This window comes from Sphingomonas liriopis, assembly GCF_024211255.1.
In the GTDB taxonomy this organism is placed as follows: domain Bacteria; phylum Pseudomonadota; class Alphaproteobacteria; order Sphingomonadales; family Sphingomonadaceae; genus Sphingomonas; species Sphingomonas liriopis.
In genome coordinates this window covers 156808-182873 of the sequence record NZ_JAMLDY010000002.1, presented here as the reverse complement: position 1 = coordinate 182873, position 26066 = coordinate 156808, and the positions used below count along the sequence as shown (strand labels likewise).

The following is a 26066-nucleotide window of genomic DNA, read 5'->3' as shown; positions in this document are numbered from 1 at the left end:
CCTGCGCCGGGGTGGACAGGACTGGAGATCCAATGAGCATCCTCGTCAACAAGAACACCAAGGTCATCACGCAAGGGATGACCGGCGAAACCGGCAGCTTCCATACCAAGGCGGCGCTGGAATATGGCACGCAGATGGTCGGCGGCGTGACGCCGGGCAAGGGCGGCACCGAGCATCTCGGCCTGCCGGTGTACAACACCGTCGCCGAAGCCAAGTCGAAGACCGGTGCGGACGCGTCGGTGATCTACGTGCCGCCGCCCTTCGCCGCGGATTCGATCCTCGAGGCGATCGATGCCGAGATCCCGCTGATCGTGACGATCACCGAAGGCATTCCGGTGCTCGACATGGTCCGCGTCAAGCGCGCGCTGTCGGGCAGCAAGTCGCGGCTGATCGGGCCGAACTGCCCGGGCGTGCTGACGCCGGGCGAGTGCAAGATCGGCATCATGCCGGGCAGCATCTTCAAGCAGGGTTCGGTCGGCGTCGTCTCGCGCTCGGGCACGCTGACCTATGAGGCGGTGTTCCAGACCTCGAACGCGGGCCTCGGCCAGACCACCGCGGTCGGCATCGGCGGCGATCCGGTCAACGGCACCAACTTCATCGACGTGCTCGAACTGTTCCTGGCCGACGAGGCGACGCAGTCGATCATCATGATCGGCGAGATCGGCGGCGATGCCGAGGAGCAGGCCGCGCAATTCCTGATCGACGAGGCCAAGCGTGGCCGAAGCAAGCCGATGGCCGGCTTCATCGCGGGCCGTACCGCGCCTCCCGGGCGTCGCATGGGCCATGCCGGCGCGATCGTCTCGGGCGGCAAGGGCGATGCGGAAAGCAAGATCGCGGCGATGGAAGCGGCCGGGATCAAGGTTGCGGCTTCCCCCAGCGAGCTGGGTTCGACGCTGCTGGAAGTGTTGAACGGTTGATTGTCTTCCCTCTCCCATCGGGAGAGGGAGGGAGCGCCGGAGGCGCGGAAGGGTGAGGGTGATGAGCCGCTCGCCCTCATCCTCCCACCCGCTGACGCGGGCGGGCCCCTCCTTCTCCCGATGGGAGAAGGGTCAAGGAAGCAGACCATGGGCTACGAAGGTCAGGATTTCGGCGACATCGCATCCGGCGTGTCGCCTGCGTTCATCGAAGCGCTCTACGCCAAGTATCAGGCCGACCAGTCGTCGGTGGATCTGGGCTGGCGCGGGTTCTTCGAGGGGCTGGAGGCCGGCACCGGCGGGCCGAGCTGGACCAACGCGCGCTGGCCGCTGTCGACCACCGACGACCTGACCGCGGGGCTCGACCCCACGCAGATGGAGCCCGCGCCCAAGCCCGCCAAGGGCGGCAAGCCCGCCGCGGCACCTTCTTCGGCCGCGCCCTCCAAGGACGACATCATCAAGGCCGCCGGCGACGCGATCCGCGCGCAGATGCTGGTCCGCACCTATCGCGTCCGCGGCCATCTTGCCGCCAACCTCGATCCGCTGGGGCTGTCGCATCGCGACATGCCCGAGGATCTGCGCACCGAATATCACGGCTTCACCGACGCCGATCTCGACCGGCCGATCTACCTCGGCGGCACGCTGGGGTTCGAATGGGCGACCGTCCGCGAGCTGGTCGATACGTTGCGTCGCAATTATTGCGGCAACGTCGGCCTCGAATTCATGCACATCGTCGACGTCGAGGAGCGCCGCTTCCTGCAGGACCGCATGGAGGGCAAGGACAAGGCGATCGAGTTCAGCACCGACGGCAAGCGCGCGATCCTCAGCAAGGTCATCGAGGCCGAGCAATGGGAGAAGTTCCTCGGCAAGAAGTATGTCGGGACGAAACGCTTCGGGCTCGACGGCGGTGAATCGATGATCCCGGCGCTGGAAAGCGTCATCAAATACGGCGGCCAGGCCGGCGTACGCGAGATCGTCTATGGCATGGCGCATCGCGGCCGGCTGAACGTGCTCGCCAACGTGATGGCCAAGCCGCTGCGCGTGATCTTCCACGAATTCGCCGGCGGTTCGGCCAACCCGGACGACATCGGCGGCTCGGGTGACGTGAAGTATCACCTCGGTACCTCGACCGACCGTGAGTTCGACGGGCACAAGGTGCATATGTCGCTCGTCGCCAATCCGTCGCATCTCGAGGCGGCAGACCCGGTGGTGCTCGGCAAGACGCGCGCGATCCAGACGATCGCCAACGATCTGGTCGAACATACCGGCGCGCTGCCGGTGCTGATCCACGGCGACGCGGCGTTCGCGGGGCAGGGGATCGTGTGGGAATGCCTCGGCTTCTCCGGCATCCGCGGCTACAATACCGGTGGCTGCGTCCACTTCATCATCAACAACCAGGTCGGCTTCACCACGAGCCCGCAGTTCGCGCGATCGTCGCCCTATCCATCGGACGTGGCGAAGGGCGTGCAGGCGCCGGTGTTCCACGTCAACGGCGACGATCCCGAGGCGGTGACCTTCGCCACCAAGATGGCGATCGAATTCCGCCAGAAGTTCCACCGCGACATCGTCATCGACATGTGGTGCTATCGCCGCTTCGGCCATAACGAGGGCGACGAGCCGGGCTTCACCCAGCCGCTGATGTACAACACGATCCGTTCGCACCCGGGGGTCAGCGAAATCTATGCCAAGCGGCTGATTTCGGAAGGCGTGATCGATCAGGCGTGGCTGGACGCCAAGGTCCATCAGTTCACCACGCTGCTGGAAGGCGAGTTCGAGGCGGGCGCGAGCTACAAGCCGAACAAGGCGGACTGGTTCGCCGGCCGCTGGTCGGGCCTGTCGGCGCCGACCGATGGCGGCAGCGAACGGCGCAACGTCGAGACGGGCATCGAGCTCAAGCTGTTCGATGCGCTCGGCCGCACCCTGACGACGGTGCCGGAGGGCATCCAGATCCACAAGACGCTCGCCCGTGTGCTCGACGCCAAGCGCCAGATGTTCAAGACCGGCGCGAATTTCGACTGGGCGACCGGCGAGGCCCTGGCCTTCGGATCGTTGCTGTCGGAGGGCTATGGCGTGCGCCTGTCGGGGCAGGACTCCGGCCGCGGCACCTTCTCGCAGCGGCACGCGGTGTGGGTCGACCAGACCGACGAGCATAAATACGTGCCGCTGACCACCGTCGAGCACGGCCGGTTCGAGGTGCTCGACAGCCCCTTGAGCGAATATGGCGTGCTGGGCTTCGAATATGGCTATGCGCTCGCCGATCCCAAGACGCTGGTGATGTGGGAGGCGCAGTTCGGCGATTTCGTCAACGGCGCGCAGATCATGATCGACCAGTTCATCACCAGCGGCGAGGCCAAGTGGCTGCGCGCCAACGGCCTCGTGATGCTGCTGCCGCATGGTTACGAGGGGCAGGGCCCCGAGCATAGCTCGGCGCGTCCCGAGCGTTTCCTGCAGAGCTGCGCGCAGGACAATATCCAGGTCGCGAACTGCACCACGCCGGCGAACTATTTCCACCTGCTCCGCCGGCAGATGCATCGCAATTTCCGTAAACCCCTGATCGTGATGACGCCCAAGTCGCTGCTCCGCCACAAGCTGGCGGTGTCGGCCGCGGCGGACTTCCAGGGTGACAGCCACTTCAAGCGTATCCTGTCCGACACCAACGGCGCCGCGGACGCGGAGACGAAGCGGCTGGTGCTGTGCACCGGCAAGGTCGCCTACGATCTGATCGAGGCGCGCAACGCCGCGGGCGACACGGGGACGCAGATCGTGCGGATCGAGCAGCTCTATCCGTTCCCGGGCGATGCGCTGGCGCGCAGGATCGCGCGGATGCCCAACCTCGAGGACGTGGTCTGGGCGCAGGAAGAGCCGAAGAACAACGGTTACTGGTTCTTCGTCGAGCCGCTGATCGAGGACTCGCTGAAGGCCGCCGAGTGCGCGGTCAAGCGGCCGCGGTATGCCGGCCGTCAGGCGGCGGCGTCGCCGGCGACGGGCCTGATGAAGCGGCACACCGCCGAACAGGGTGCGCTGGTCGCCGATGCGCTGGGCCATAACGTCCGCGAGGAAATCCGCCGCACCCGCAGCGAAGGCTCGACCACCACCGCCCGGCCCGCACAGGCGCCGAGCAGCTAATATCCCCGATTGAGAAGACCCCCTCCCCGGGGAGAAGGATGCAAGAGATGGCAACCGAAGTCACCGTTCCCGTTCTGGGCGAATCGATCAGCGAAGCGACCTTGGGCGAATGGCTCAAGCAGCCCGGCGATCCCGTGAAGGCCGATGAGCCGATCGCCAGCCTCGAGACCGACAAGGTCTCGGTCGAGGTGCCGTCCCCCGTCGCCGGCGTGATGGGCGCGCATGCGGTGCAGGTCGGCGACACGGTGCAGGTCGGCGCGATGCTCGCGACGATCGACGCGGGTGACGGTTCGCCCGCCGCCGCGCCTGCACCTGCCGCGCCGGCTCCGGCGGCCGCCCCGGCAGCGACGCCCGCGCCGGCTCCCGCCGCGCAGCCCGAAGCGTCGAGCGATTCGCCTGCGGCGCTGTCGCCTTCGGTGCGCCGTGCGGTGCTGGAATATGGCCTCGATCCGTCGTCGATCACCGGCACCGGCAAGGACGGCCGCATCACCAAGGAGGACGTCGCGACCGCCGCCGCGTCCAAGCCCGCGACGCAGCAGGCGCCTGCCGCCGCGGCGCCGGCACCGGCCGCTGCCCCCGTGGGCGGCCGCAAGGAAGAGCGCGTCAAGATGACGCGCCTGCGCCAGACGATCGCCAAGCGCCTGAAGGAGGCGCAAAACACCGCCGCGATGCTGACGACGTTTAACGACGTCGACATGACCGCGGTGATCGAGGCGCGCGCCAAGTACAAGGACCTGTTCGAGAAGAAGCATGGCGTGCGGCTGGGCTTCATGGGCTTCTTCGTGAAGGCCGCGACGATGGCGCTGAAGGACATCCCGTCGGTCAACGCCTCGATCGAGGGCGACGAGATCGTCTATCACGATTACGCCGATATCTCGGTCGCGGTCAGCGCGCCCAACGGCCTCGTCGTCCCGGTGATCCGCGATGCGCAGGACCTGTCGGTCGCCGGCATCGAGAAGACGATCGGCGATTTCGGCCGCCGTGCCAAGGACGGCACGCTGAAGATGGACGAGATGAAGGGCGGCACCTTCACCATCTCCAACGGCGGCGTGTTCGGCAGCCTGATGTCGACCCCGATCATCAACCCGCCGCAGGCGGCGGTGCTCGGCCTGCACCGGATCGAGGATCGCCCGGTCGTCGTCAACGGCCAGGTCGTGGTGCGCCCGATGATGTATCTGGCGCTCAGCTACGATCATCGCCTGATCGACGGCCGCGAGGCGGTGACCTTCCTCGTCGCGCTCAAGAACGCGATCGAGGATCCGACGCGCATCCTGATCGACCTGTAACGCCCGCCAACGTACCAACCACCCCGGCGGAGGCCGGGGTCCAGTTGGGAAGGTGGTGGTGACGAAGCGCCACGCTCTTCCCATATGTTCCCCAACTGGGCCCGGCCTCCGCCGGGGATGTGAGAAGATCATGGCAGATACCTACGACTATGACGTCCTCGTGATCGGCGCCGGCCCCGGCGGTTATGTCGCGGCGATCCGCGCGGCGCAGCTCGGGCTGAAGACCGCGTGCGCCGAAAGCCGCGAGACGCTGGGCGGCACCTGCCTCAACGTCGGCTGCATCCCGTCGAAGGCGATGCTGCACGCGTCGGAATATTACGACGCCGCCGCCAACGGCACGATGGCCAAGATGGGCATCAAGGTGACGGCGGAGCTCGACCTCGACACGATGCATGGCCAGCGCCGCGATGCGGTCAAGCAGCTGACCGGCGGCATCGAATATCTGTTCAAGAAGAACAAGGTCGAATGGCTGAAGGGCCGCGCCGCGTTCACCGGCAAGGACAGCGTGGAGGTCGCCGGCAAGACGGTGCGCGCAAAGAACATCGTCATCGCCACGGGATCGTCGGTCACCCCGCTGCCCGGCGTCGAGGTCGACCAGAAGGTCGTCGTCGACAGCACCGGCGCGCTGGAGCTGGCCAAGGTGCCGCAGCATCTGGTCGTCATCGGCGGGGGAGTGATCGGGCTGGAGCTCGGCAGCGTCTGGCGACGGTTGGGCGCGAAGGTCACCGTGGTCGAATATCTCGACCAGATCCTGCCCGGCTTCGACGGCGACGTCCGCAAGGAAGCGCATAAGATCTTCAAGAAGCAGGGCCTCGAGTTCAAGTTGTCGACCAAGGTCACCGGCGTAGTGGTGAACGGCGAGGCTGCAACGCTGACCGTCGAGCCAGCCGCAGGCGGCACGGCCGAGACGATCGAGGCAGACGCGGTGCTGCTCGCGATCGGTCGCAAGCCGAACACCGACGGCCTCAACCTCGAGGCGGCCGGCCTGTCGGTCAACGCGCGCGGGCAGGTCGAGATCGACCATGACTTCGCCACCAGCGTCCCCGGCATCTGGGCGATCGGGGACGTCGCACCCGGCCTGATGCTCGCGCACAAGGCCGAGGACGAAGGCATCGCGGTCGCCGAGAACATCGCCGGCCTGACGGGGATCGTGAACCACGACATCATCCCGAGCGTCGTCTATACGATGCCAGAATTCGCCGGCGTCGGCCTCACCGAGGAAGCGGCGAAGGCGAAAGGCGAGATCAAGGTCGGCAAGTTCCCGATGATGGCGAACAGCCGCGCCAAGACCAACCACGAGCCCGACGGTTTCGTGAAGATCATCGCCGACGCCAAGACCGATCGCGTCGTCGGCGTCTGGGCGATCGCCAGCGTCGCGGGCACGATGATCGCGCAGGCGGCGCAGGCGATGGAGTTCGGCGCGACCAGCGAGGACATCGCCTACACCTGCCACGCCCATCCGACGCATTCGGAGGCGATCAAGGAAGCGGCGATGGCGGTGACGGGCAAGCCGATTCACATCTGACTGTGGCCGACCCCTGAGTTGGGCTCCCGCCGAAGCGGGAGCCCAGGGTTTCGCGCACCATCAGACGTGGCTCTGCTTGGCCCTGGGTTCCCACCTGCACGTGACAAGTGCCGACAGGCGCGGAAGCGAACGCGTGCTGACGGCATTGCGCCTCAGGCCGCCGATGTCGCTCCCTTGCGGATCATGTCGGCGGCCTTTTCGGCGATCATGATCGTCGGCGCGTTGGTGTTGCCGCTGACGAGGCTGGGCATCACCGACGCGTCCACCACGCGCAGGCCGGATAGCCCGCGTACACGCAACGTTCCGTCGACCACCGCGGCGGGATCGTCCGCCATGCCCATCCGGCAGGTGCCGACCGGGTGGTAGATCGTCTCGGCGGTCTGCCGGACCCAGGCGTCGATCGCGGCATCGCCCTGCACCTCCGGCCCCGGCGCCAATTCGGCATCGCGATACGGATCGAGCGCCGCCTGCGCCGCGACGTCGCGGCCGATCTTCACCGCCTCGCGCAGCACGCGGCGGTCCTCCGCGGTGCTCAGATAGTTCGCCTCGATCAGCGGATCGGCGAAGGGATCGGCGGATTGCAGGCCGATCCGCCCGCGGCTTTCCGGGCGCAGCTGGCACAGGTGCAGCGAGAAGCCGTCCTCGGTCGCCTTCACCTTGCCGTGGTCGCGCATCATCGCGAGCACAGCGTGGATCTGGATATCGGGATGGTCCAGCCCCTCGCGCGAGGGGATAAAGGCGCCCGCTTCGAGGAAATTCTGTCGCCCGATGCCCTTGCCGGTGAAGGCGTAGCGCAGGCCGACGCCCAATTGCCGCAACCCCTTCACCTCGCTGAACACGGTGCGCAGGCCGCGGCTGCGCCAGTTCATGATGACGTCGAGATGATCCTGCAGATTGATGCCGACGCCGGGCAAATCGTGGGTCGCCACCACGCCGACGGCGCGGAGCCGTTCGGGATCGCCGATTCCCGACAGCTGCAACAGCTGAGGCGACTGCACCGCGCCCGCCGCAAGCAACACCTCGCTGCGCGCCTCGGCCCGATGTTCGCGCCGGCCGACGACATAATCGGCGCCGACCGCGCGGCCGCCCTGCAAACGGATGCGGGTCGTGCGCGCGTCGGTGGCGATCGTCAGATTGGGGCGGGCGAGGGCAGGGACCAGATACGCCTCCGCCGCGGTCCAGCGCCGGCCATCGGCGATCGTCAGGTCGTACGGCCCGAACCCTTCCGGCTGCGCGCCATTGAAATCGTCGGTGACGGGATAGCCGGCCTGTCGCCCGGCTTCGATGACGGCGGCGTTGAACGGGCTGTCGCTCTCGCCCGCCGAGACACGCAAGGGGCCGCTCTGGCCGTGGAGGTCGCCGCCGCGGTGATGCCCCTCCAGCTTGCGGAACCAGGGGAGGACGTCGTCCCAGCCCCAGCCGGCGAGCCCAGACTGGCGCCAGCGGTCGTAATCGCGTGGATGGCCGCGCGAATAGACCATGCCGTTGATCGCCGAGCTGCCGCCCAGACCCCGCCCGCGCGGCCACCACAGCCGCCGTCCGTCGAGATGCGGTTCGGGCGCGGTCCAGAAACCCCAATTGTGCTTGCTTTTCGCCTTGATGAGCTCGCCGACGCCCGCGGGCATCCGCACCAGCAACTCGCGGTTGCGCCCGCCCGCCTCGATCAACAGCACGCTCGCCGCCGGGTCTTCCGACAGGCGCGCGGCGAGCACGCAGCCCGCCGATCCGCCGCCTATGACGATATAGTCGTAGCTTCCCTCCGGCATGGCCTCTCCTGTTCCGCGGCCGTTGCGGCCGTCGTGTCGGTCGGGTGGCAGAGGAGGACGATCATCTCCTCCATCAGCGTCGCGCGATCGAGTTCGGGGGCGTGGACCTTGCTCAACCCCAGCGTCATCAGCGCATAGCTGCGCACCATGGCGTCGTGCCGCGTGAAGCCCGCGGCCTGCAGGCAGCTCGCGAGGAACCCGAGCACCTGTTCGTCGTGCCGCTCGACCGCGAGGCGCGCGCGCGGATCGCTTTCGGCCCAGGCGCGCATCGCGATCGACAGCCGGGAAAGGCCGCGTCGGCGGACCACCTGCGCGAGCAGCCGGATGCGTGCGACGGGATCGGGTTCCGCCTGCGCGATCGCACCGAGCAGGTCGGCGATCTGCGCGCCGGCGAAATCCTCCGCCAGCCGACCCTGATATTCGTCGAAATCGCCAAAATGATGGTAGAAGCTGCCGGTCGACACGCGCAGCTCCGCCGCCAGCGGGCGCAGCTTCAGCGCGCGCAGGCCGCCGCGGCGCAGCAGCGATTGCCCCGCCTCCAGCCAGTCGCGGGGGTTGAGGTCTGCGCTACGCGCGATCGTATCAGTGGCGGCGCCGACCATGACGAATGTTATGCCGCCCGCCGTCCGCCGTAAAGCCTTGCGCGAGCAGCGCGCGCGTCACGCCGTTGGTCCAGCCGAACCCGTCCTGCAGCGGATATTCGCCGCCGCCGCCAGGCAGCCGCGCGACGACGTTGTACTTTTCGAGCAATTTGCCGCTGGCGTCATATTCGCGGGTTACCGTCGCGAGCCAGCGGGTGGCGATCCGCCGGGCGAACGCGTCCTCGCGATAGCGCTTCAGGCCCTGCACCGCGATCCATTGGAGCGGCGCCCAGCCGTTGGGATCGTCCCATTGCTGCCCGGTGTCGACCAGGGTCGTGCGCAGCCCACCGTCGCCGACCAAAGCCTCCAATGCTTTCGCGGTCGATGCCGCCCGCTCCGGCGCTGCGAGACCGGCGAACAGCGGGAACGCCATAGCCGCCGTCCGTCCATCGGCGACCTTGCGCGCGTCGAGGTCGTAGTCGGCATAATAGCCGGCGGGGTTCCATAGATGCGTCGCGATCGCCTTGGCCCTCGCATCCGCCGCCGTGGCGTAGTGTGACGTGCACGCGGTATCGCGCAGCGCGCGGCAAGCGTCGGCGATGCTGCGCTCCAGCCCGTAGATCAGGCTGTTGAGGTCGACCGGCACGATCCGCGTCGTGCGGATCGTCGCCAGCGTCCGGCCGTCACCGAGCCAGCGCGAGCTGAAGTCCCAGCCGCTCTCCGCGCCGGCGCGCAGGTCGCGGTACATCGCCCTGGCGTCGCGACCCGGCGTGGCGGCGACGAGGCGCGCGTCCTCGCGATAGCTTTCGTCGCGCGGATCGTCGCGATCGTCCCAATAGCGGTTGAGCAGCGACCCGTCAGCCAGCCGTACGACGCGGGCATGCTCGCCGCCGGGCCGCAGGTCCGCGGCGCCCGCCATCCAGAAATCATGCTCGGCGCGCAGCCAGCGGGTGCGCTGCGCCAGTGTCTTGGGGTCGCGCGACAGGCCGGCGATCAGGTATAGGAAGGGCGGTTGCGAGCGGCTGAGATAATAACTGCGCGTGCCGTTGGGGATGCGGCCGTAGCGGTCGATCAGGCTGCCGAAATCGACGATCATGTCCTCGACCAGATCCTGCCGCCCCGATACCTGCAGCCCCAGCATCGTGAACCAGCTGTCCCAATAATACATCTCGCGGAACCGCCCGCCCGGCACGACGAAGCGGCGCGGCAGCGACAGCGCCGACGACCCCGCCGGCACGCTGGGGAGCGTCCGGGTGAGCTGCGGCCAGAGCGCGTCGATATGCGCGGGCAGGGTCAGCTTGCGCGACGGTGGCGGCGCGGCGGGGGTCACCGGCAGCGTGAAGTTCGCCAGTACGAACGCCTTGAGCGCCGTGTCGTCCTTGCAGTCGCAGCGGCGATAGGCGGCGAGGATCGCGGCGTCGTCGCGCCGCGGCTCGGCATCGGCGAAGGTCTTCGAATCGGGGAAGATCCCGCCCATCTGCACGTCGCGGAACAGCGGCCCGAAACGCTGCGCCGGGGACAGCGGCGTGGCGGCGACAAGCAGTCCGGCGAGGGCGAGGATAATGGCACGGATCATCGGCGGCTCTCCACGGCGGCGACTTCGAGCAAGGCGACGCGGCGGGCGCGGCGATCGATGCGTACCGCGACATAGCCGCGGGCACGCGGCAGGCGCAACTCGACGCCCTCGGCACTGTGCCAGTCGTCGGCGGTCATCGGCTCGCCTGCGAGCGTGCTCCATTCGGGCGCGGCATAGGGCGTGACGGCATCCAGCCGGTGGGTGGCGCGGAAGTCCGCCAGCTGCGCGACGAAATCCTCCAGATCGCGGTCGCGCGCCGCCCAGTCGACCCAGCCGATCGCATTGTCCTGCGCATAGGCGTTGTTGTTGCCCTGCTGCGTCCGGCCGAATTCGTCACCGGCGGTCAGCATGATCGTGCCGCGCGAGGCGAACAGCGTCGCGAGCAGTGCGCGCGCATCCGCATCGCGACGGGCGCGGACGGCGGGATCGTCGCTCGGCCCCTCGACGCCGTTGTTCCAGCTGTGGTTGTCGCCATGGCCGTCGCAATTGTCCTCGCCGTTGCCGTGGTTGTGCCGCTCGGCATAGGCGACCGTGTCGGCAAGCGTGAAGCCGTCATGTGCGGCGATGAAGTTGACGGTGCGCGTGTCGCCATGGCCGAACACGTCGTCCGATCCCGCCAGCCGCGTCGCCAATGCGCCGATCCCTTCGTCACCGCGCCAGAAGCGGCGGACGTCGTCGCGATAGCGGTCGTTCCATTCCAGCCAGCCGGCGGGAAACTGCCCCAGCCGATAGCCGCCGGGGCCGATGTCCCACGGCTCAGCGATCATGATCCGGTCGGCGAGCAGCGGATCGGCGGCGATCTCCGCGAAGATCGGCGCATCCGCCGCGAAGCCCGGCCCGCGCGCCAGCACGGTGGCGAGGTCGAAGCGGAAGCCGTCGACGCCCAGCGCCGCGAAATGGCGCAAGCTGGCGAGGATCAGCGCGCGCACCTCCGTCCGGCTGCAATCGAGCGTGTTGCCGGTGCCGGTGTCGTTGATGAGACTGCCGTCGGGCGCGTGCGCATAATAGAGCCGCTCGTCGAGCCCGCGCATCGACAGCGTCGGGCCGTGGACGTCGCTCTCGCCGGTGTGGTTGAACACCAGGTCGAGGATCACGCCGATCCCCGCCGCGTGTAGTGCCGCGACCGTGTCGCGCAACTCGGCGACCCCGCCCGGCGCCAGCCGCGGCTCGAGCGCCATCGGGACGACCGGATTATACCCCCAGGCGTTGCTCAGCCCGAGCTGCGGCAGGTGGCGTTCGTCGATCCAGGCGACGATCGGCATCAGCTCGACCGCAGCGACGCGCAGCCGTTGCAGGTGGGCGATGACAGCCGGGTGCGCCAGCGCCGCGATCGTGCCGCGCTGTGCCGCGGGCACGTCGGGGTGCAGCATGGTGAAGCCGCGGACGTTGAGCTCGTAGATCAGGCCGCCAGGGGTGAAGAGGGGTGGAACCACACCGACTTCGTCACCCCGGACTTGTTCCGGGGTCCACTCATCCAGAGGCCGTCCGCTATCGGTTCCTGCCGTGATCTCCTCGAGCGGCTGGCCCGACTCCGGTCTGCCATCGGTCGCGGCGGGCGACGCGGCACGGTGGACCCCGGAACAAGTCCGGGGTGACGGCGGAATGGACGTGAACGCCACCACGCCCCACGGCACCAGTCCGCCCGTCTCGACCCCCGGCTCGCCCAACCGCGGATCGTACGCGAACGGTCGGTCCAGCTCGACGGCATAAGGATCGACCAGCAGCTTCGCCGAGTCCGCCGCCACGCGGTAGCCGTAGCGCTGACCCGGCCCGACGCCGGTTACATCGACCGACCAGATGCCGTCGACACCCGTCATCGCTACGCGTCGTTCGTGTATCCCGTCGAACAGGCACAAGGTCACCGCACTCGCCGCTCGCACTGCGAACCGCGTGCCGCCATCATGCACCACGGCGCCCAGCACCGGCGGCGTCTCGCTCAAGTGATGACGTCCGGTGCGGTCCTTGCCGTGTGCCGCACGATCCCTGCGATCGCGTCCGCCGCGGCGACGATGTCGGCGAGCATCTCGTCCGTCTCGCGATCAAGGTCCTCGCCCGCCGGCTCGTAGCGTTCCAGATAGACGCGCAGCGTCGCGCCGCTGGTGCCAGTCCCCGACAGGCGGAAGACGACGCGGCTGCCGCCTTCGAACAGGATGCGCACGCCCTGGTTGCGGCTGACCGAACCGTCGGTCGGGTCGGTGTAGGCGAAATCGTCCGCTTCCGCGATCGTCAGGCCGGCGACGGTCGTGCCGGGCAGGTCGGCGAGTTTCCCGCGCAGTTCCGCCATCAGCGCATCGGCGCGATCGCTCTCGACGCCCTCGTAGTCGTGGCGGGCATAGTAATTGCGGCCATAGGTCGCCCAATGGTCGCGCGCGATCGCATCGACCGATTCCCCGCGCGCGGCGAGGATGTTGAGCCACAGCAGCACCGCCCACACCCCGTCCTTCTCGCGGACGTGATCCGATCCGGTGCCGGCGCTCTCCTCGCCGCAGATCGTCGCCATGCCGGCGTCGAGCAGATTGCCGAAGAACTTCCACCCGGTCGGCGTCTCGAAGATCGGCAGACCGAGCTTCTCTGCCACCCGATCCGCCGCCGCGCTGGTCGGCATCGAGCGGGCGATGCCCTTGAGGCCCTCCTTGTAGCCCGGCGCGAGATGCGCGTTCGCCGCCAGCATCGCGAGGCTGTCCGACGGTGTCACGAAGCGGTGGCGCCCGATGATGAGGTTGCGGTCGCCGTCGCCATCCGATGCCGCACCGAAGTCGGGCGCATCCGCTGCCATCATCGTTTCGTACAATTCGTGCGCGTGGACGAGGTTGGGATCGGGATGATGGCCGCCGAAATCCTCCAGTGGCGTGCCGTTGCGCACCGTGCCCTTGGCGAAGCCCAGCCGGTTTTCGAGGATCTCGGTTGCGTAGGGGCCGGTCACCGCGCTCATCGCGTCGAACGCCATCGTCAGCCCCGCGGCGCGGATCGCCGGGAAGTCGAACAATTCCTCCATCAGCGCGGCGTAATCGGCGACGGAATCGACCACCTCGACCGTCATGCCGCCGACGCGCACCTCGCCGAGCGTGTCGAGATCGACATCGTCGGCATCGACCGTCAGCCAGCGGTCGATCGTCTTCGTCCGTGCGTAGAGTGCATCGGTGACCTGTTCGGGGGCGGGGCCGCCGTTGGCGATATTGTACTTGATGCCGAAATCCTCGGTCGGGCCGCCGGGATTGTGGCTCGCCGACAGCACCAGCCCGCCGAGCGCCTTGCGGATGCGGATCATGTGGCTCGCCGCGGGGGTCGACAGGATGCCGCCGCGCCCGACGACGACGCGCCCGAAGCCGTTCGCCGCGGCGATGCGGATCGCCTTCTGGATCACCGCGCGGTTGAGGAAGCGGCCGTCGCCGCCAATGACCAAGGTCGCGCCCTGCTTGCCGTCGATGACGTCGAACACCGACTGGATGAAATTCTCGGCATAGTTCGGCTGCTGGAAGACCGTCACCTTCTTGCGCAGGCCCGACGTGCCGGGCTTCTGGTCGGTATGGGGCGTGGTCGCGACGGTACGGGTCATGCTGCTCCTGTCAGGCTCTTGTAGAGATCGGCGTAGCGGCGGCCGCTTTCCGCCCATGAAAAGTCGGCGCGCATGCCGTTGCGCTGCAGCGTGCACCACAGATCGGGTCGCGCGTAGGCAGCGATCGCGCGGCGGATCGCATGCGCGAGCGTGTGATAGCCCGTCTCGCCATGCTGGAAGCCGGTCGCGACGCCGGCGGCCAGCGCCGCCTCGTTGGCGTCGATCACCGTATCGGCGAGTCCGCCGGTACGCGCGACGATCGGCACGCAGCCGTAGGCGAGGCCGTATAACTGGGTCAGCCCGCACGGTTCGAACCGCGACGGGATCAGGATGGCGTCGGCGCCGCCCTGCAACAGATGCGACAGAGGCTCGTCATAGCCAATCGTCACGCCGATCCGCCCGGGATGCCGTGCCGCCGCGGCGAAGAACGCCGCCTCGAGCGGCGCATCGCCCGACCCGAGCAGCGCCAGCCGCCCCCCCAATGCCACCAGCTCGTCGAGGCACTGGACGAGCACGTCCATCCCCTTCTGCCAGGTCAGCCGGCTGATGACGGTGAAGATGGGGCCATCACCCGTCTCCAGCCCGAACATCGCCTCTACCGCGCGCTTGTTCGCCCTGCGCCGCCCGAGCGCACGCGCGGTGTAGCGGCTGCGCAGCGCGGGATCGGTCTCGGGGTTCCACACCGCCGGGTCGATGCCGTTGACGATGCCGTGGACGCGCCCGCGCCGGCTTTCGATCAGCCCCTCCAGCCCCATGCCGAACCGGCCTTCGCGGATTTCGGCGGCATAGGTCGGACTGACCGTGGTGATCGCATCGGCGGTCTCCAACCCGCCCTTCAGGAAGCCGACGCCGCCGTAATATTCGACGCCATCGATCGCAAAGGCATCCGCGGGCAGGCCCAGCGCCGGAAAGATCTCGGCGCCGAACTGCCCCTGGAACGCGATATTGTGGACCGTCATCACGCTGGCGACCGGCGGCGCCTTGGCGTCGCGGAAGCGGAGGTAAGCCGGCGCCAGTCCCGCCTGCCAATCGTGCGCGTGGAGCAGGTCGAAGCGCAACCCCGGCACAGCCCCGCCCGCGATCTCCGCCGCCGCCTGCGACAGCGCCGCGAACCGCCGCCAGTCGTCGGCGTGGCCGTACAGGCCGCCGGCGCGCGCGAACAGGGCAGGGGCGTCGAGCACCAGCAACGGATGCTCGCCGATCCGCGCCGACAGCAGCCGCGCCTCGACGTCCATCAGTTTCGCCCAGCGATGGACGACGCGCGTGCCCTTCACCGCCTTGCCGACCGCGGGATAGCCGGGGATCAGCGTCGTCGTCGCGACGCCATGGGGCATGAGCGCATCGGGCAGCGCGCCAACGACGTCGGCCAGCCCGCCGGTCTTGACCAGCGGGAACGCCTCCGACGCGACCGACAGGACGTTGAGCGTCATCGGCGTGGTCACTGTGCCAGGCGGTCGATCATCGGCTGGGTGATGAGGCAGATGCCCTTGTCGGTGCGGCGGAAGCGGCGGGTATCCAGCTCCGGGTCCTCGCCGACGATCAGCCCGTCGGGGATGACGACGCCGCGGTCGATCACCACCCGGCTGAGCCGCGCGCCGCGGCCGATGTTGCAATAGGGTAGCACCACGGCTTCATCCAGCGACGAGAAGCTGTGCGCGCGTACGCCGGTCGACAACAGGCTGCGGTGGATCGCCGATCCCGACACGATGCAATTGCCCGACACCAGGCTCGACACCGCCGACCCGCGGCGGCCATCCTCGTCATGGACGAACTTGGCGGGCGGGGTGATCTCCGAATAGGTCCACAGCGGCCATTCGTGGTCGTAGACGTCGAGCTGCGGGATGATGTCGGTGAGGTCGATATTCGCCTCCCAATAGGCGTCCACCGTGCCGACATCGCGCCAATAGGCCGCCGGCTCCTCGCTAGTGCGCACGCAGCTCTTCGAGAAACGGTGCGCCTGCGCGGTGCCGTGCTCGACGAGGTAGGGGATGATGTCCTTGCCGAAATCGCGCGCCGATCCTTCGGTCGCGGCATCGCGCTTCAGCTGTTCGATCAGGAACTTGGTGCGGAAGACGTAGATGCCGAGGCTGGCGAGCGCGGTGTCGGGCTGGCCCGGGATGGCGGGCGGATCGGCGGGCTTCTCGACGAAGTCGATGATCCGGTCGGTTTCGTCGACGTGCATCACGCCGAACGCAACCGCTTCCATCCGCGGCACCTCCATGCAGGCGACGGTGACGTCGGCGCCACTGTCGCAATGCTGCTGGAGCATGATCTCGTAATCCATCTTGTAGATATGATCCCCGGCAAGGATCACCATATATTCGACGTTGTAGGATTCGATGATGTCGATGTTCTGGAACACCGCATCGGCGGTGCCCTCATACCATTGAAACTCGGACACGCGCTGCGAGGCGGGCAGGATGTCGAAGCTCTCGTTGCGTTCGGGGCGCAGGAAGTTCCAGCCGCGCTGCAGGTGGCGGATCAGCGAATGCGCCTTGTACTGTGTCGCGACGCCAATGCGGCGGATGCCGGAGTTGATCGCGTTGGACAGCGCGAAATCGATGATCCGGCTCTTACCGCCGAAATAGACCGCGGGCTTGGCACGCGTGTCGGTCAGCTCCATCAGCCGGCTGCCGCGGCCGCCCGCCAGCACGTATGCCATCGCATCGCGCGAAAGCGGCTGTCCTCGTCTGTCTACCATCGGCTCCCTCCTGTTTCTTGTCGTTCGATCCCGGCGCGTCAGGGATCAGCCGTCATATTCCAGCATGATCGTCGCCAGCGGCGGCAGGCTGACCCAGGCGGCGCCTTCCCTGGCCTCGACCCCGCCCAGATTGCCCAGCCCCGATCCCCAATAATCATGCGCGTCGGAATTGATGATCTCACGCCAGCGCCCGTCGTGGGGCAGGGGGATGCGATACGGCGCGCGCGCCACCGGCGTCAGGTTGGCGATCACCGCCACCGGCTTCGCGCCGGGCGCCTTGCGCAGCCAAGCGAAGACCGAATTGGCGGCATCGTCGCCGATCAGCCATTCGAACCCCTCCGCCTCGCAATCGCGCGCATGCAGCGCGGGCGTATCGCGATAGAGGCGGTTGAGATCGCGGACGAGCTTGCGCACGCCCTCATGCGCCATCGAACAGCGCAGATCCCAGTCGAGCGCGCGATCCTCGCTCCACTCGCGCCGCTGCGCGAACTCCTGTCCCATGAACAACAGCTTCTTGCCGGGATAGCCCCACATGAAGGCGTAAAGGCTGCGCAGATTGGCGAACTGTTGCCAGTCGTCGCCCGGCATCTTCGCGATCAGCGATCCCTTGCCGTGGACGACCTCGTCATGACTGAGGGGCAGCACGAAATTCTCGTCGAAGGCATAGACGAAACCGAAGGTGATCTCGCCATGATGATGGCGGCGATGGATCGGCTCACGCGCGAAATACTGGAGCGTGTCGTGCATCCAGCCCATGTTCCACTTGAAGCCGAAGCCGAGGTTTTCGCGTGGCCCTTCGGCGAAGGCCGGCATCGACACGCCGGGCCAGCTGGTCGATTCCTCGGCGATGGTCACGACGCCGGCCTGCTGGCCGTAGACCGCGCGGTTCATCTCGCGCAGGAAGTGGACCGCCTCCCAATTCTCGCGCCCGCCCTCGTCGTTGGGGATCCACTCGCCCGCCTCGCGGCTGTAGTCGCGGTAGAGCATCGAGGCGACGGCATCGACGCGCAGACCGTCGACATGATAGCGCTCGGGCCAGAACAGCGCGTTGTTGATGAGGAACGAGCGCACTTCGCGCCGCCCGAAATTGTAGATTGCGGTGTTCCAGTCGGGATGGAAACCGAGCCGCGGGTCCTCATGCTCGTACAGCGCGGTGCCGTCGAAGCGGGTCAGGCCATGCGCATCCACCGGGAAATGCGCCGGCACCCAATCGAGCAGCACCCCGATCCCGGCACGGTGCGCGCCATCGACGAAGCGTGCGAAGCCATCGGGATCGCCGAAGCGTGCCGAGGGCGCGTACAGGCCGGTCGTCTGATAGCCCCATGACGGATCATAAGGGTGTTCGCTGATCGGCATGAACTCGATATGGGTAAAGCCCATGTCGACGACGTACGGGATCAGCCGGTCGGCGAGCGCGTCCCACGACAGATACCAGCCGTTCGCGTCGCGGTCCCAGCTGCCAGCGTGCACCTCGTAGATGCTCATCGGCACGCGGCGTGGGTCGAGCTTCGCCCAGCTTTCGCGATGCGCATCGTCGCCCCAGACGTGCGTGGGCGGGGCGGTGGTGATCGACGCGGTCTTGGGCCGCAGCTCGGCCGCGAAGGCGAAGGGGTCGGCCTTCAGCGGTTGCAGCGTGCCGTCGGGACCGACAATCGCAAACTTGTAGCTGCGGCCTGCACCGATATCGGGCAGGAAGATTTCCCAGACGCCGACGTCGCTGCGCCGGCGCATGACGTGACGGGTGTCGTTCCAGTCGTTGAAGTCGCCGACCACCGACACGCGGCGGGCATTGGGCGCCCAGACGGCGAAATGCATGCCGCTCGCGCCGTCATGCTCGATCAGATGCGCGCCCATCTTGTCGTAGAGGCGGAAATGCGACCCCTCGGCTATCAGGTAATCGTCGGTCGGGCCCAGCACGGGACCGAAGCTGTACGGATCGGTCACCCACCATTCGGCGCCATAGCCCTGCGCCTTGTACTTCACCGGCCGGGGCGTGCCGGTCACCATCCCCTCGAACAGCCCGGCATCGTCGACGCGCTCCAGCGTCCCGAGCGACGTCCCAGCCAGATCGTAAGCCTCCGCCGTCTCCGCACCGGGGATCAGCGTGCGTGCGAACGTGCCGTCGGGACCGGCAAAGACGCCGAGCAGCGAAAAGGGATCGTCGTGGCGTCCGGCCAGCAGAGCGGCGATGGCGCCACGCGGTGGCTTCACATCACACCCCAGATCTGCCGCGCATATTCGCCGATCGTGCGATCGGACGAGAACCAGCCCATGTTGGCGACGTTGAGCACCGCCGACCGGCCCCAGGCGTCGGACATGCCCCAGCGCGCATCGACGGCACGCTGCGCGGCCGCATAGGCGTCGAAGTCGGCGGCGAGCATGAACCAGTCGTGGTCGCGGATTCCGTCCATAAGCCCCCTGTATCGCGCCGGATCGTCAGGAGAGAACACACCGGACGCGATTGCGTTCACCGCCTGCGCCAATTCTGCCGACCGGTCGATCGCATCGGTGCCGCGATAGCCGCTGCCTCGCTTCTCGGCGACCTCGTCCACGGTGAGGCCGAAGATGAAGATGTTGGCGTCGCCGACGTGATCCTTGATCTCGATATTCGCGCCGTCGAGCGTCCCGATGGTCAGCGCGCCATTCAATGCGAACTTCATGTTGCCGGTGCCCGACGCCTCCATGCCCGCGGTCGAAATCTGTTCGGACAGATCGGCGGCGGGGATGATCCGTTCGGCCAGGCTGACGTTGTAATTGGGGACGAACGCGACCTTGAGCAGGTCGCCGACCGCGGGATCGGCGTTGATCCTTTTGGCGATGTCGCCCGCCAGTTTGATGATGAGCTTGGCGTTGTGATAGCTCGACGCCGCCTTGCCCGCGAACAGCTTCACGCGCGGCGTCCAGTCGCGTTCGGGATGGCTGCGGATCTGGTCGTAGAGCGCGACGGTCTCGACCAGCCCCAGCAGCTGGCGCTTGTATTCGTGGATGCGCTTGATCTGCACGTCGAAGATCGCATCGGGGTTGAGCCGCAGCCCCATCGCGTCCTTGAGATAATCGGCAAGCGCCACCTTGTTCGCGCGCTTCACCGCGGCGAAGCGCTCGCGGAAGGCGGCATCGTCGGCGAAGGGAGCGAGCGCGGTCAGCTTCGCCGCATCGTCGCGGAAATCCTCGCCGATCGCCTCGCTTAGCAGGTTGGTAAGACCCGGATTGCACTGTTGCAGCCAGCGGCGCGGGGTGATGCCGTTGGTCTTGTTGTTGATCCGGTCGGGATAGAGATGGTGGAGATCGGCGAAGACCGTCTTCTTCATCAATTCGGTATGCAGCGCGGCGACGCCGTTGACGCTGTGGCTGCCGGCGAAGGCGAGGTTGGCCATGCGGACGCGCCGCTCGCCGCCCTCGTCGATCAGGCTGATCGCAGCGATCGCGCGGCCATCGATCCCCTCGACCTTCGCCGCCTCGCGCAGCAGCTTGGCGTTGATCGCATAGACGATCTGCATGTGCCGCGGCAGCAGCCGCTCGAACAGCGGCAGCGGCCAGCTTTCCAGCGCCTCGGGCAGCAGCGTATGGTTGGTGTAGCCGAACGTCGCGCGCGTGACGTCCCACGCCGCGTCGAACGAGAGTTCGTGGAAATCGGTGAGCAATCGCATCAGTTCGGCGACCGATACCGCCGGATGCGTATCGTTCAGCTGGATCGCCGCCTTGTCGGGCAGCGTGCGGATATCGCCGAAATACTGGATGTGCCGGCGGACGATGTCCTGGATCGAGGCGGACGAGAAGAAATATTCCTGCCGCAGCCGCAATTCCTGGCCCGCCGCGGTGCTGTCGTTGGGATAGAGCACGCGGGTCAGCGTCTCGGCGCGCGTCTGCCCCGCCAGCGCGCCCTCGAAATCGCCGGCGTTGAACTGGTCGAGCTTGATCGGATCGAAGGCGCGGGCGTTCCATAGCCGCAGCGTGTTGACGCGCTTGCCGCGCCAGCCGACCATCGGCGTGTCATAGGCGACCGCCTCGACCGCCTCGGCCGGTGACCAATGGCTGCGCCCGTCGGCGGTCGCCGTCACCTCGCCGCCGAAGCCGACGAAATAGGCGCTCTCGCGCCGCTCGAACTCCCAGGGGTTGCCGTGCGCGAGCCAGTTCTCGGGCAGCTCGACCTGCCAGCCGTCGTCCAATCGCTGGCGGAACATGCCGTTCACGTAGCGGATGCCATAGCCGTAGGCGGGCAGGTCGAGGCTGGCGAGACTCTCCATGAAGCACGCCGCCAGCCGCCCGAGACCACCGTTGCCGAGCGCGGCGTCGGGTTCGATCTCCTCGATCTCGGCGAGATCGACGCCGAGCGTCGCCAGCGCCTCGGCCACCTCGTCGTTGTGGCGCAGGTTCGACAGCGCATCGCGCAGCAGCCGGCCGATCAGGAATTCGAGGCTGAGGTAATAGACCCGCTTCGCGCCGGCTGCATGCGCACGCTTGGTCGATTCCATCCAGCGTTCGATGATCTCGTTACGCAGCGTGAAGATCGTCGCCGCCAGCCAGTCATGCGGCCGCGCCGCCTGCGCATCCTTGCCGATGCGGTGGACGAGCGTGTCGACGATAGCGGAGGCGAGCGCACGGGCCGGCGCGGAAGCGGTTGGTTCGGTCACGGCATGTCCGGGGAGAGGAACAGAAGGCCGGCAGTAAACGATACCGATACCCGAATGTCACTCGCCTAAATGGACGCTTACGGAATTACATCATGCCGTAGAGCAAAGTGAGGTTGAGGCCGATGATGACCGCGGCGATCCCCCAGGCGAGGACGCGCAGCCAGACCGGGCTGACGAACCGCCCCATCACCCGCGTCTGGCCGGTGAACAGCACCAATGGCACGACGGCGAAGGGCAGCTGCAGGCTGAGGATCACCTGGCTCAGCACCAGCAATTGCGTCGCGCCGCTGTCGCCCGACGCGCCGACGACGATCACCGCCGGGATGATCGCCAGCAGCCGCGTGACCAGCCGCCGCAGCCAGATCGGCAGGCGCAGGTGCAGGAACCCCTCCATCACGATCTGCCCGGCGAGCGTCCCCGTCACGGTCGAATTCTGGCCCGAGGCGAGCAGCGCGACGCCGAACACGACGCTCGCCGCGCCGACGCCCATCATCGGCGCGAGCAGGCGATAGGCTTCGTCGATATCGGCGACCTCGGTACGGCCGGCGGTGTGGAAGACCGCGGCGGCGACGATCAGGATCGCGGCGTTGATGAAGAAAGCGAGGCCCAGCGCGATCGTTCCGTCGATCGTCGCGAGCTTCGCGGCTTCCGCCTTGCCCGCATCGGTCGGCTCGAACGCGCGGGTCTGCACGATCGAGGAATGGAGGTACAGATTATGCGGCATCACCGTCGCGCCGAGGATGCCGATCGCGAGGTAGAGCTTGGCCGGGTCGGTGACGATGCCGGTGGTCGGCACGAAGCCCGCGAGCACGTCGCCGATGTCGGGCTTCGCATAGAACAGCTCGAACGCGAAGCAGCCGGCGATGATGAGCAGCAGCGCGATGATGAACGCTTCGATCTTGCGGAAGCCGAAGCGCTGGAGCGCGAGGATCAGGAACACGTCCGCCGCGGTGACGACGACGCCCCAGACGAGCGGCACGCCGAACAGCAGTTTGAGCGCGATCGCGGTGCCGAGCACCTCGGCGAGGTCGCACGCGATGATCGCGATCTCGGCGAGCACCCACAGCGCGAAGGACACCGGTCGCGCATAATAGGCGCGGCACGCCTGCGCGAGGTCGAGCCCCGCGGCGACGCCCAGTCGCGCCGACAATGCCTGCAGCACGATCGCCATCAGATTCGACAGCAGGATGACCGACAGCAACGTATAGCCGAACGCCGACCCGCCGGCGATGTCGGTCGCCCAGTTGCCCGGGTCCATATAGCCGACCGCGACCAGGAATCCCGGCCCCATGAACGCCGCCAGCCGCCGCCAGCCGGTGGTCCCTGCGGGCAACGCGACGCTGCGATACGTCTCGCCGAGCGAGCCGGACTGGGCCGCGGAAGGGAAGAGGGTCTCTGTCGTCGTGGCGGGCGGCATGGCCGCGACGTGTGGCGGATCGTGCGCAGCGGGGCAAATCGAAAAATGCGCGAACGGGAACCGTTCGAAGCGAGCGCGGGCAACACCGCCCCACCCCAACCGCCGACCCCACCCCGTGCCGTTCGCCCCGAGCCTGTCGAAGGGCAGGTAAGTCTCAATGCGCTTCGACAGACGCAGCACGAACGTTTCGTTATAGTCCTGGGATCGATCGGCATTCGGAAGGGTGAACGACGACACGTCCTCCCCCGCCACGACAGGGCTATCGCTTATGGCCGCGTGACGAACCGGCAGCCCGGAATAGTTCGTCACCCCGGACGTGTTCCGGGGTCCACCGCGCCGCAAGCGTCGAAAAAGAGCCTCGAAACGACGAGTTCGCCGAACCGTGGACCCCGGAACAAGTCCGGGGTGACGAAGGCATTGGGGAGCCGCGGACCCTTCCCCTACCGTTCGCCCTGAGCCTGTCGAAGGGCTGTTCTCCGCAGGCAACGTCTTCTCTTGTGGAAGCGCGTGCTTCGACAAGCTCAGCACGAACGCGTCTTAATATGGTGACGGCGGCAAGGACGAACAGGCCGACGGTCCCCCCTTACACCGGCGCGGCATCCTTGGGCGGCGTGTCCGGCCCGGCGCCATAATGGTGCCAGGTGAAGATCGCGAGCGCACCGCGATGCGGCCGCCACGCCTCGGCGAGGCTGCGCGTCAGCTTTTCCGACGGCCGTTCGTCATGGCCGAGCAGGCGGCCGATCTCGATCTGCACGGCGAGATCGCCGGCAGGCCAGACGTCCTGCCGGCCTTCGGCGAACAGCAGATAGATTTCCGCCGACCAGCGGCCGATCCCCTTCACGCGCACGAGCGCGGCGATCGCCTCCTCGTCGTCCTCGGGCAGGGCATCGAGGTCGAGGCGCCCGCTCGTCACCTCCTCGGCGAGGCTGCGGACGTAGGAGGCCTTCTGCCGCGAGAGGCCGGCGGCGCGCAGGATCTCGTCGCTCGCGGCGAGGATGGTGTGCGGGTCGTTCGGGTTGCCGACGAGCGATTCGAGCTTGCGATACACCGCCGCAGCGGACGCGACGCTGACCTGCTGGCCCAGGATCGTGCGCAACAGCGTCGCATAGCCGCGTTCGCGCAGCCGCGGCGGCGGATAGCCGACGCGTGACAGGCCGGCGGCGAACGCCGGTTCTGTCGCGGCGAGCGCATCCATCGCGACGCGGATCTGTTCGGCGCTCAGGCCCATGCGCGATCTCCCCAAGCTTGATCCTTGTCGAAACGCACGGCATGGCCGGGCCTACATTCAGCGGAGAACATCATGCCAAAGCTTATCGTCGTGACGCGCGAGGGGGAAGAACGCGAAATCGACGGCGAGGCCGGCCTGTCGGTCATGGAGGTGATCCGCGACGCCGGCATCGACGAACTGCTGGCGTTGTGCGGCGGTTGCTGCAGCTGCGCCACCTGCCACGTCCATGTCGATCCCGCCTTCGCCGACGCGCTGCCGGCAATGGGCCCGGACGAGGACGACCTGCTGGATTCGAGCGACGAGCGCAACGCGACGTCGCGTCTGTCGTGCCAGCTGCCGTTCACCGACGCGCTCGACGGGCTGAAGGTGACGATCGCCGGCGAGGATTGACCGGCTGGGGGCGTTCGACCGACTGCCACATACCTGTCGTCACCCCGGACGTGTTTCGGGGTCCACGGTGCGGCGGGCGCAATACCCGATCTTTTGCCGATACGCTTGTCGAACGGTGGACCCCGGAACACGTCCGGGGTGACGTAGGAGTGTTGGCGGGCGCGGCGGGCGACATCGGTTCGCCAGCCGGTGGTGGCCGGATCTAACGCGCCGCCACCGCGTACAGCGCGATCGCCGCGGCGTTCGACACGTTCAAACTCTCCACCTTGTCGCTGATCGGCAGTTTGGCGAGTTCGTCGCAATGCGCCTCGGTATTCTGGCGCATGCCTTCGCCTTCCGCGCCCAGCACGATGCAGATGCGCTGCGTCCCCATCGCCTGCGCCAGCGTCTGGTCGGCATGGCCGGTGAGCCCGATCCGCCAGAAGCCCGCTTCGGCGATCTCCTCCAGCGCACGGGCGAGGTTGACGACGCGGCACCACGGCACCGTCTCCAGCGCGCCAGAGGCGGCGCGTGCCACCGTGCCGCTTTCGGGCGGCGCGTGGCGGTCCTGCGTGACGATGCCTAGCGCGTCGAATGCCGCCGCCGAGCGCAGGATCGCGCCGACATTGTGCGGATCGGTGACCTGGTCGAGCACCACCAGCGGCCGCTGGTCGTCCTTGCCCGCGATCAGCAGGTCGGCAAGCCACATCTCTTCCAGCGGCTCGACCTCGGCGACAAGGCCCTGGTGCGGCGCGTCGGAGGGCACCAGCCGGCCGAGATCGGCGACATCGGCATAGACGACCGGCAGGGTCGAGGGGATGTCGAGCGACGCCAGCGCCTCACGCGTGCCCCAGATCTTGCGGACGGTGCGGTTCGGATTGGCGAGCGCCGCCGTCACCGGGTGGCGGCCCCAGAACTTCGGGCGGTTGGCGGTGCCCGTCGACGGGCGGTGGCCACGGCGCGCCATCAGCGGGTGCCGCCGGCGGGGAGGAAGAAGAGAAGGTCGGTCATGGCCGGCGTGCTAGGCGGCGCCCGCCTTTCGCGCAAGCGCGGCGCTTTCTTGGGGAAGGTGCGTTGACAGCCGCGTTTCGCTTCGCCAATAGGCCGCCTCGCTTCGGCGAAGCTCCCATCTGGACAGGTGGCCGAGTGGTTAAAGGCAGCAGACTGTAAATCTGCCCGTGCAAGCGTACGCTGGTTCGAATCCAGCCCTGTCCACCACCTCCCCGCCACGGCGGGGAAGTCCCGCCCCGCGGGCGACCTTCCCCCCTCGATCGATCCGGCCCGGCGTCGCGGCGTCGGTAAAAATCGGCTTTATCTATTTGAATCCGTACGCGTAACGATTGGAACGGGTGCGACTCCCGGCGGGTTAGGGCGGTCTTGCGAAGGGAGA

17 protein-coding genes and 1 tRNA gene are annotated in these 26066 nt (G+C 67.7%); 6 read left to right on the top strand and 12 right to left on the bottom strand.

Features of this window, described 5'->3' with window-relative positions:
• Positions 1-32: 32 nt before the first annotated feature.
• From sucD to lpdA, 4 genes are all read left to right on the top strand, one after another.
• Entirely contained in the window at positions 33-917 is an 885-nt protein-coding gene (gene sucD / locus M9979_RS02235; protein ID WP_254287705.1) for a succinate--CoA ligase subunit alpha, read from the top strand.
• Positions 918-1064: 147 nt separating this feature from the next.
• Positions 1065-4040 (top strand): 2-oxoglutarate dehydrogenase E1 component, encoded by a 2976-nt coding sequence (locus tag M9979_RS02230; protein ID WP_254287704.1) that lies wholly within the window; start codon positions 1065-1067, stop codon positions 4038-4040.
• A gap of 47 nt (positions 4041-4087) precedes the next feature.
• Positions 4088-5326, top strand: coding sequence for a 2-oxoglutarate dehydrogenase complex dihydrolipoyllysine-residue succinyltransferase (gene odhB / locus M9979_RS02225; protein ID WP_254287703.1), 1239 nt, complete (start codon positions 4088-4090; stop codon positions 5324-5326).
• Positions 5327-5456: 130 nt separating this feature from the next.
• A complete protein-coding gene (lpdA, locus tag M9979_RS02220; protein ID WP_254287702.1) occupies positions 5457-6851 on the top strand; it encodes a dihydrolipoyl dehydrogenase in 1395 nt (464 codons plus the stop codon).
• 152 nt (positions 6852-7003) lie between these two features.
• Here lpdA and M9979_RS02215 read toward each other — a convergent pair whose 3' ends face one another.
• The 11 genes from M9979_RS02215 to M9979_RS02165 all read right to left on the bottom strand — a co-directional run bounded on the left by M9979_RS02215 (position 7004) and on the right by M9979_RS02165 (position 24307).
• The gene (locus M9979_RS02215) at positions 7004-8617 is read right to left on the bottom strand and encodes a choline dehydrogenase (RefSeq protein ID WP_254287701.1); all 1614 of its coding nucleotides are present in this window, start codon (positions 8615-8617) and stop codon (positions 7004-7006) included.
• Positions 8584-9219, bottom strand: coding sequence for a TetR/AcrR family transcriptional regulator (locus M9979_RS02210; protein ID WP_254287700.1), 636 nt, complete (start codon positions 9217-9219; stop codon positions 8584-8586). Before M9979_RS02210 ends, M9979_RS02215 begins: the two co-directional genes overlap by 34 nt.
• The gene (gene treA, locus M9979_RS02205) at positions 9200-10774 is read right to left on the bottom strand and encodes an alpha,alpha-trehalase TreA (RefSeq protein WP_254287699.1); all 1575 of its coding nucleotides are present in this window, start codon (positions 10772-10774) and stop codon (positions 9200-9202) included. The genes M9979_RS02210 and treA overlap by 20 nt, the downstream gene beginning before the upstream one ends.
• Entirely contained in the window at positions 10771-12714 is a 1944-nt protein-coding gene (locus M9979_RS02200) for a glycogen debranching protein (protein ID WP_254287698.1), read from the bottom strand. The genes treA and M9979_RS02200 overlap by 4 nt, the downstream gene beginning before the upstream one ends.
• Positions 12711-14330, bottom strand: coding sequence for an alpha-D-glucose phosphate-specific phosphoglucomutase (locus M9979_RS02195; protein ID WP_254287697.1), 1620 nt, complete (start codon positions 14328-14330; stop codon positions 12711-12713). Before M9979_RS02195 ends, M9979_RS02200 begins: the two co-directional genes overlap by 4 nt.
• Positions 14327-15760, bottom strand: coding sequence for a glycogen synthase GlgA (glgA, locus tag M9979_RS02190; protein ID WP_254287773.1), 1434 nt, complete (start codon positions 15758-15760; stop codon positions 14327-14329). Before glgA ends, M9979_RS02195 begins: the two co-directional genes overlap by 4 nt.
• A gap of 8 nt (positions 15761-15768) precedes the next feature.
• Positions 15769-17031, bottom strand: a complete 1263-nt coding sequence (gene glgC, locus M9979_RS02185; RefSeq protein WP_254287696.1) for a glucose-1-phosphate adenylyltransferase — start codon at positions 17029-17031, stop codon at positions 15769-15771.
• A 45-nt stretch (positions 17032-17076) separates the two neighbouring features.
• The gene (gene glgB, locus M9979_RS02180) at positions 17077-19242 is read right to left on the bottom strand and encodes a 1,4-alpha-glucan branching protein GlgB (RefSeq protein ID WP_254287695.1); all 2166 of its coding nucleotides are present in this window, start codon (positions 19240-19242) and stop codon (positions 17077-17079) included.
• Positions 19239-21662: a glycogen/starch/alpha-glucan phosphorylase gene (locus M9979_RS02175; protein WP_254287694.1), complete on the bottom strand. Its 2424-nt coding sequence runs from the start codon at positions 21660-21662 to the stop codon at positions 19239-19241. Before M9979_RS02175 ends, glgB begins: the two co-directional genes overlap by 4 nt.
• A gap of 85 nt (positions 21663-21747) precedes the next feature.
• Positions 21748-23079 (bottom strand): Nramp family divalent metal transporter, encoded by a 1332-nt coding sequence (locus M9979_RS02170; RefSeq protein WP_254287693.1) that lies wholly within the window; start codon positions 23077-23079, stop codon positions 21748-21750.
• A gap of 583 nt (positions 23080-23662) precedes the next feature.
• Positions 23663-24307, bottom strand: a complete 645-nt coding sequence (locus M9979_RS02165) for a DNA-3-methyladenine glycosylase family protein (protein WP_254287692.1) — start codon at positions 24305-24307, stop codon at positions 23663-23665.
• A gap of 72 nt (positions 24308-24379) precedes the next feature.
• On the opposite strand from M9979_RS02165, the gene M9979_RS02160 reads away from it, so the two are divergent.
• Positions 24380-24697: a 2Fe-2S iron-sulfur cluster-binding protein gene (locus M9979_RS02160; protein WP_254287691.1), complete on the top strand. Its 318-nt coding sequence runs from the start codon at positions 24380-24382 to the stop codon at positions 24695-24697.
• Positions 24698-24899: 202 nt separating this feature from the next.
• On the opposite strand, the gene rlmB is transcribed toward M9979_RS02160, so the two are convergent.
• Positions 24900-25643: a 23S rRNA (guanosine(2251)-2'-O)-methyltransferase RlmB gene (rlmB, locus tag M9979_RS02155; protein ID WP_254287690.1), complete on the bottom strand. Its 744-nt coding sequence runs from the start codon at positions 25641-25643 to the stop codon at positions 24900-24902.
• Positions 25644-25808: 165 nt separating this feature from the next.
• On the opposite strand from rlmB, the gene M9979_RS02150 reads away from it, so the two are divergent.
• A tRNA-Tyr gene (locus M9979_RS02150) sits at positions 25809-25894 on the top strand.
• Positions 25895-26066: the final 172 nt, after the last annotated feature.

Coding starts and splice junctions, on each gene's coding strand:
- M9979_RS02195 (WP_254287697.1), bottom strand. CDS start 14,330: ATGACCCGTACCGTCGCGACCACGCCCCATACCGACCAGAAGCCCGGC.
- odhB (WP_254287703.1), top strand. CDS start 4,088: ATGGCAACCGAAGTCACCGTTCCCGTTCTGGGCGAATCGATCAGCGAA.
- M9979_RS02160 (WP_254287691.1), top strand. CDS start 24,380: ATGCCAAAGCTTATCGTCGTGACGCGCGAGGGGGAAGAACGCGAAATC.
- lpdA (WP_254287702.1), top strand. CDS start 5,457: ATGGCAGATACCTACGACTATGACGTCCTCGTGATCGGCGCCGGCCCC.
- sucD (WP_254287705.1), top strand. CDS start 33: ATGAGCATCCTCGTCAACAAGAACACCAAGGTCATCACGCAAGGGATG.
- glgC (WP_254287696.1), bottom strand. CDS start 17,031: ATGGTAGACAGACGAGGACAGCCGCTTTCGCGCGATGCGATGGCATAC.
- M9979_RS02215 (WP_254287701.1), bottom strand. CDS start 8,617: ATGCCGGAGGGAAGCTACGACTATATCGTCATAGGCGGCGGATCGGCG.
- M9979_RS02230 (WP_254287704.1), top strand. CDS start 1,065: ATGGGCTACGAAGGTCAGGATTTCGGCGACATCGCATCCGGCGTGTCG.
- glgA (WP_254287773.1), bottom strand. CDS start 15,760: ATGACGCTCAACGTCCTGTCGGTCGCGTCGGAGGCGTTCCCGCTGGTC.
- rlmB (WP_254287690.1), bottom strand. CDS start 25,643: ATGGCGCGCCGTGGCCACCGCCCGTCGACGGGCACCGCCAACCGCCCG.
- M9979_RS02170 (WP_254287693.1), bottom strand. CDS start 23,079: ATGCCGCCCGCCACGACGACAGAGACCCTCTTCCCTTCCGCGGCCCAG.
- treA (WP_254287699.1), bottom strand. CDS start 10,774: ATGATCCGTGCCATTATCCTCGCCCTCGCCGGACTGCTTGTCGCCGCC.
- M9979_RS02165 (WP_254287692.1), bottom strand. CDS start 24,307: ATGGGCCTGAGCGCCGAACAGATCCGCGTCGCGATGGATGCGCTCGCC.
- M9979_RS02210 (WP_254287700.1), bottom strand. CDS start 9,219: ATGGTCGGCGCCGCCACTGATACGATCGCGCGTAGCGCAGACCTCAAC.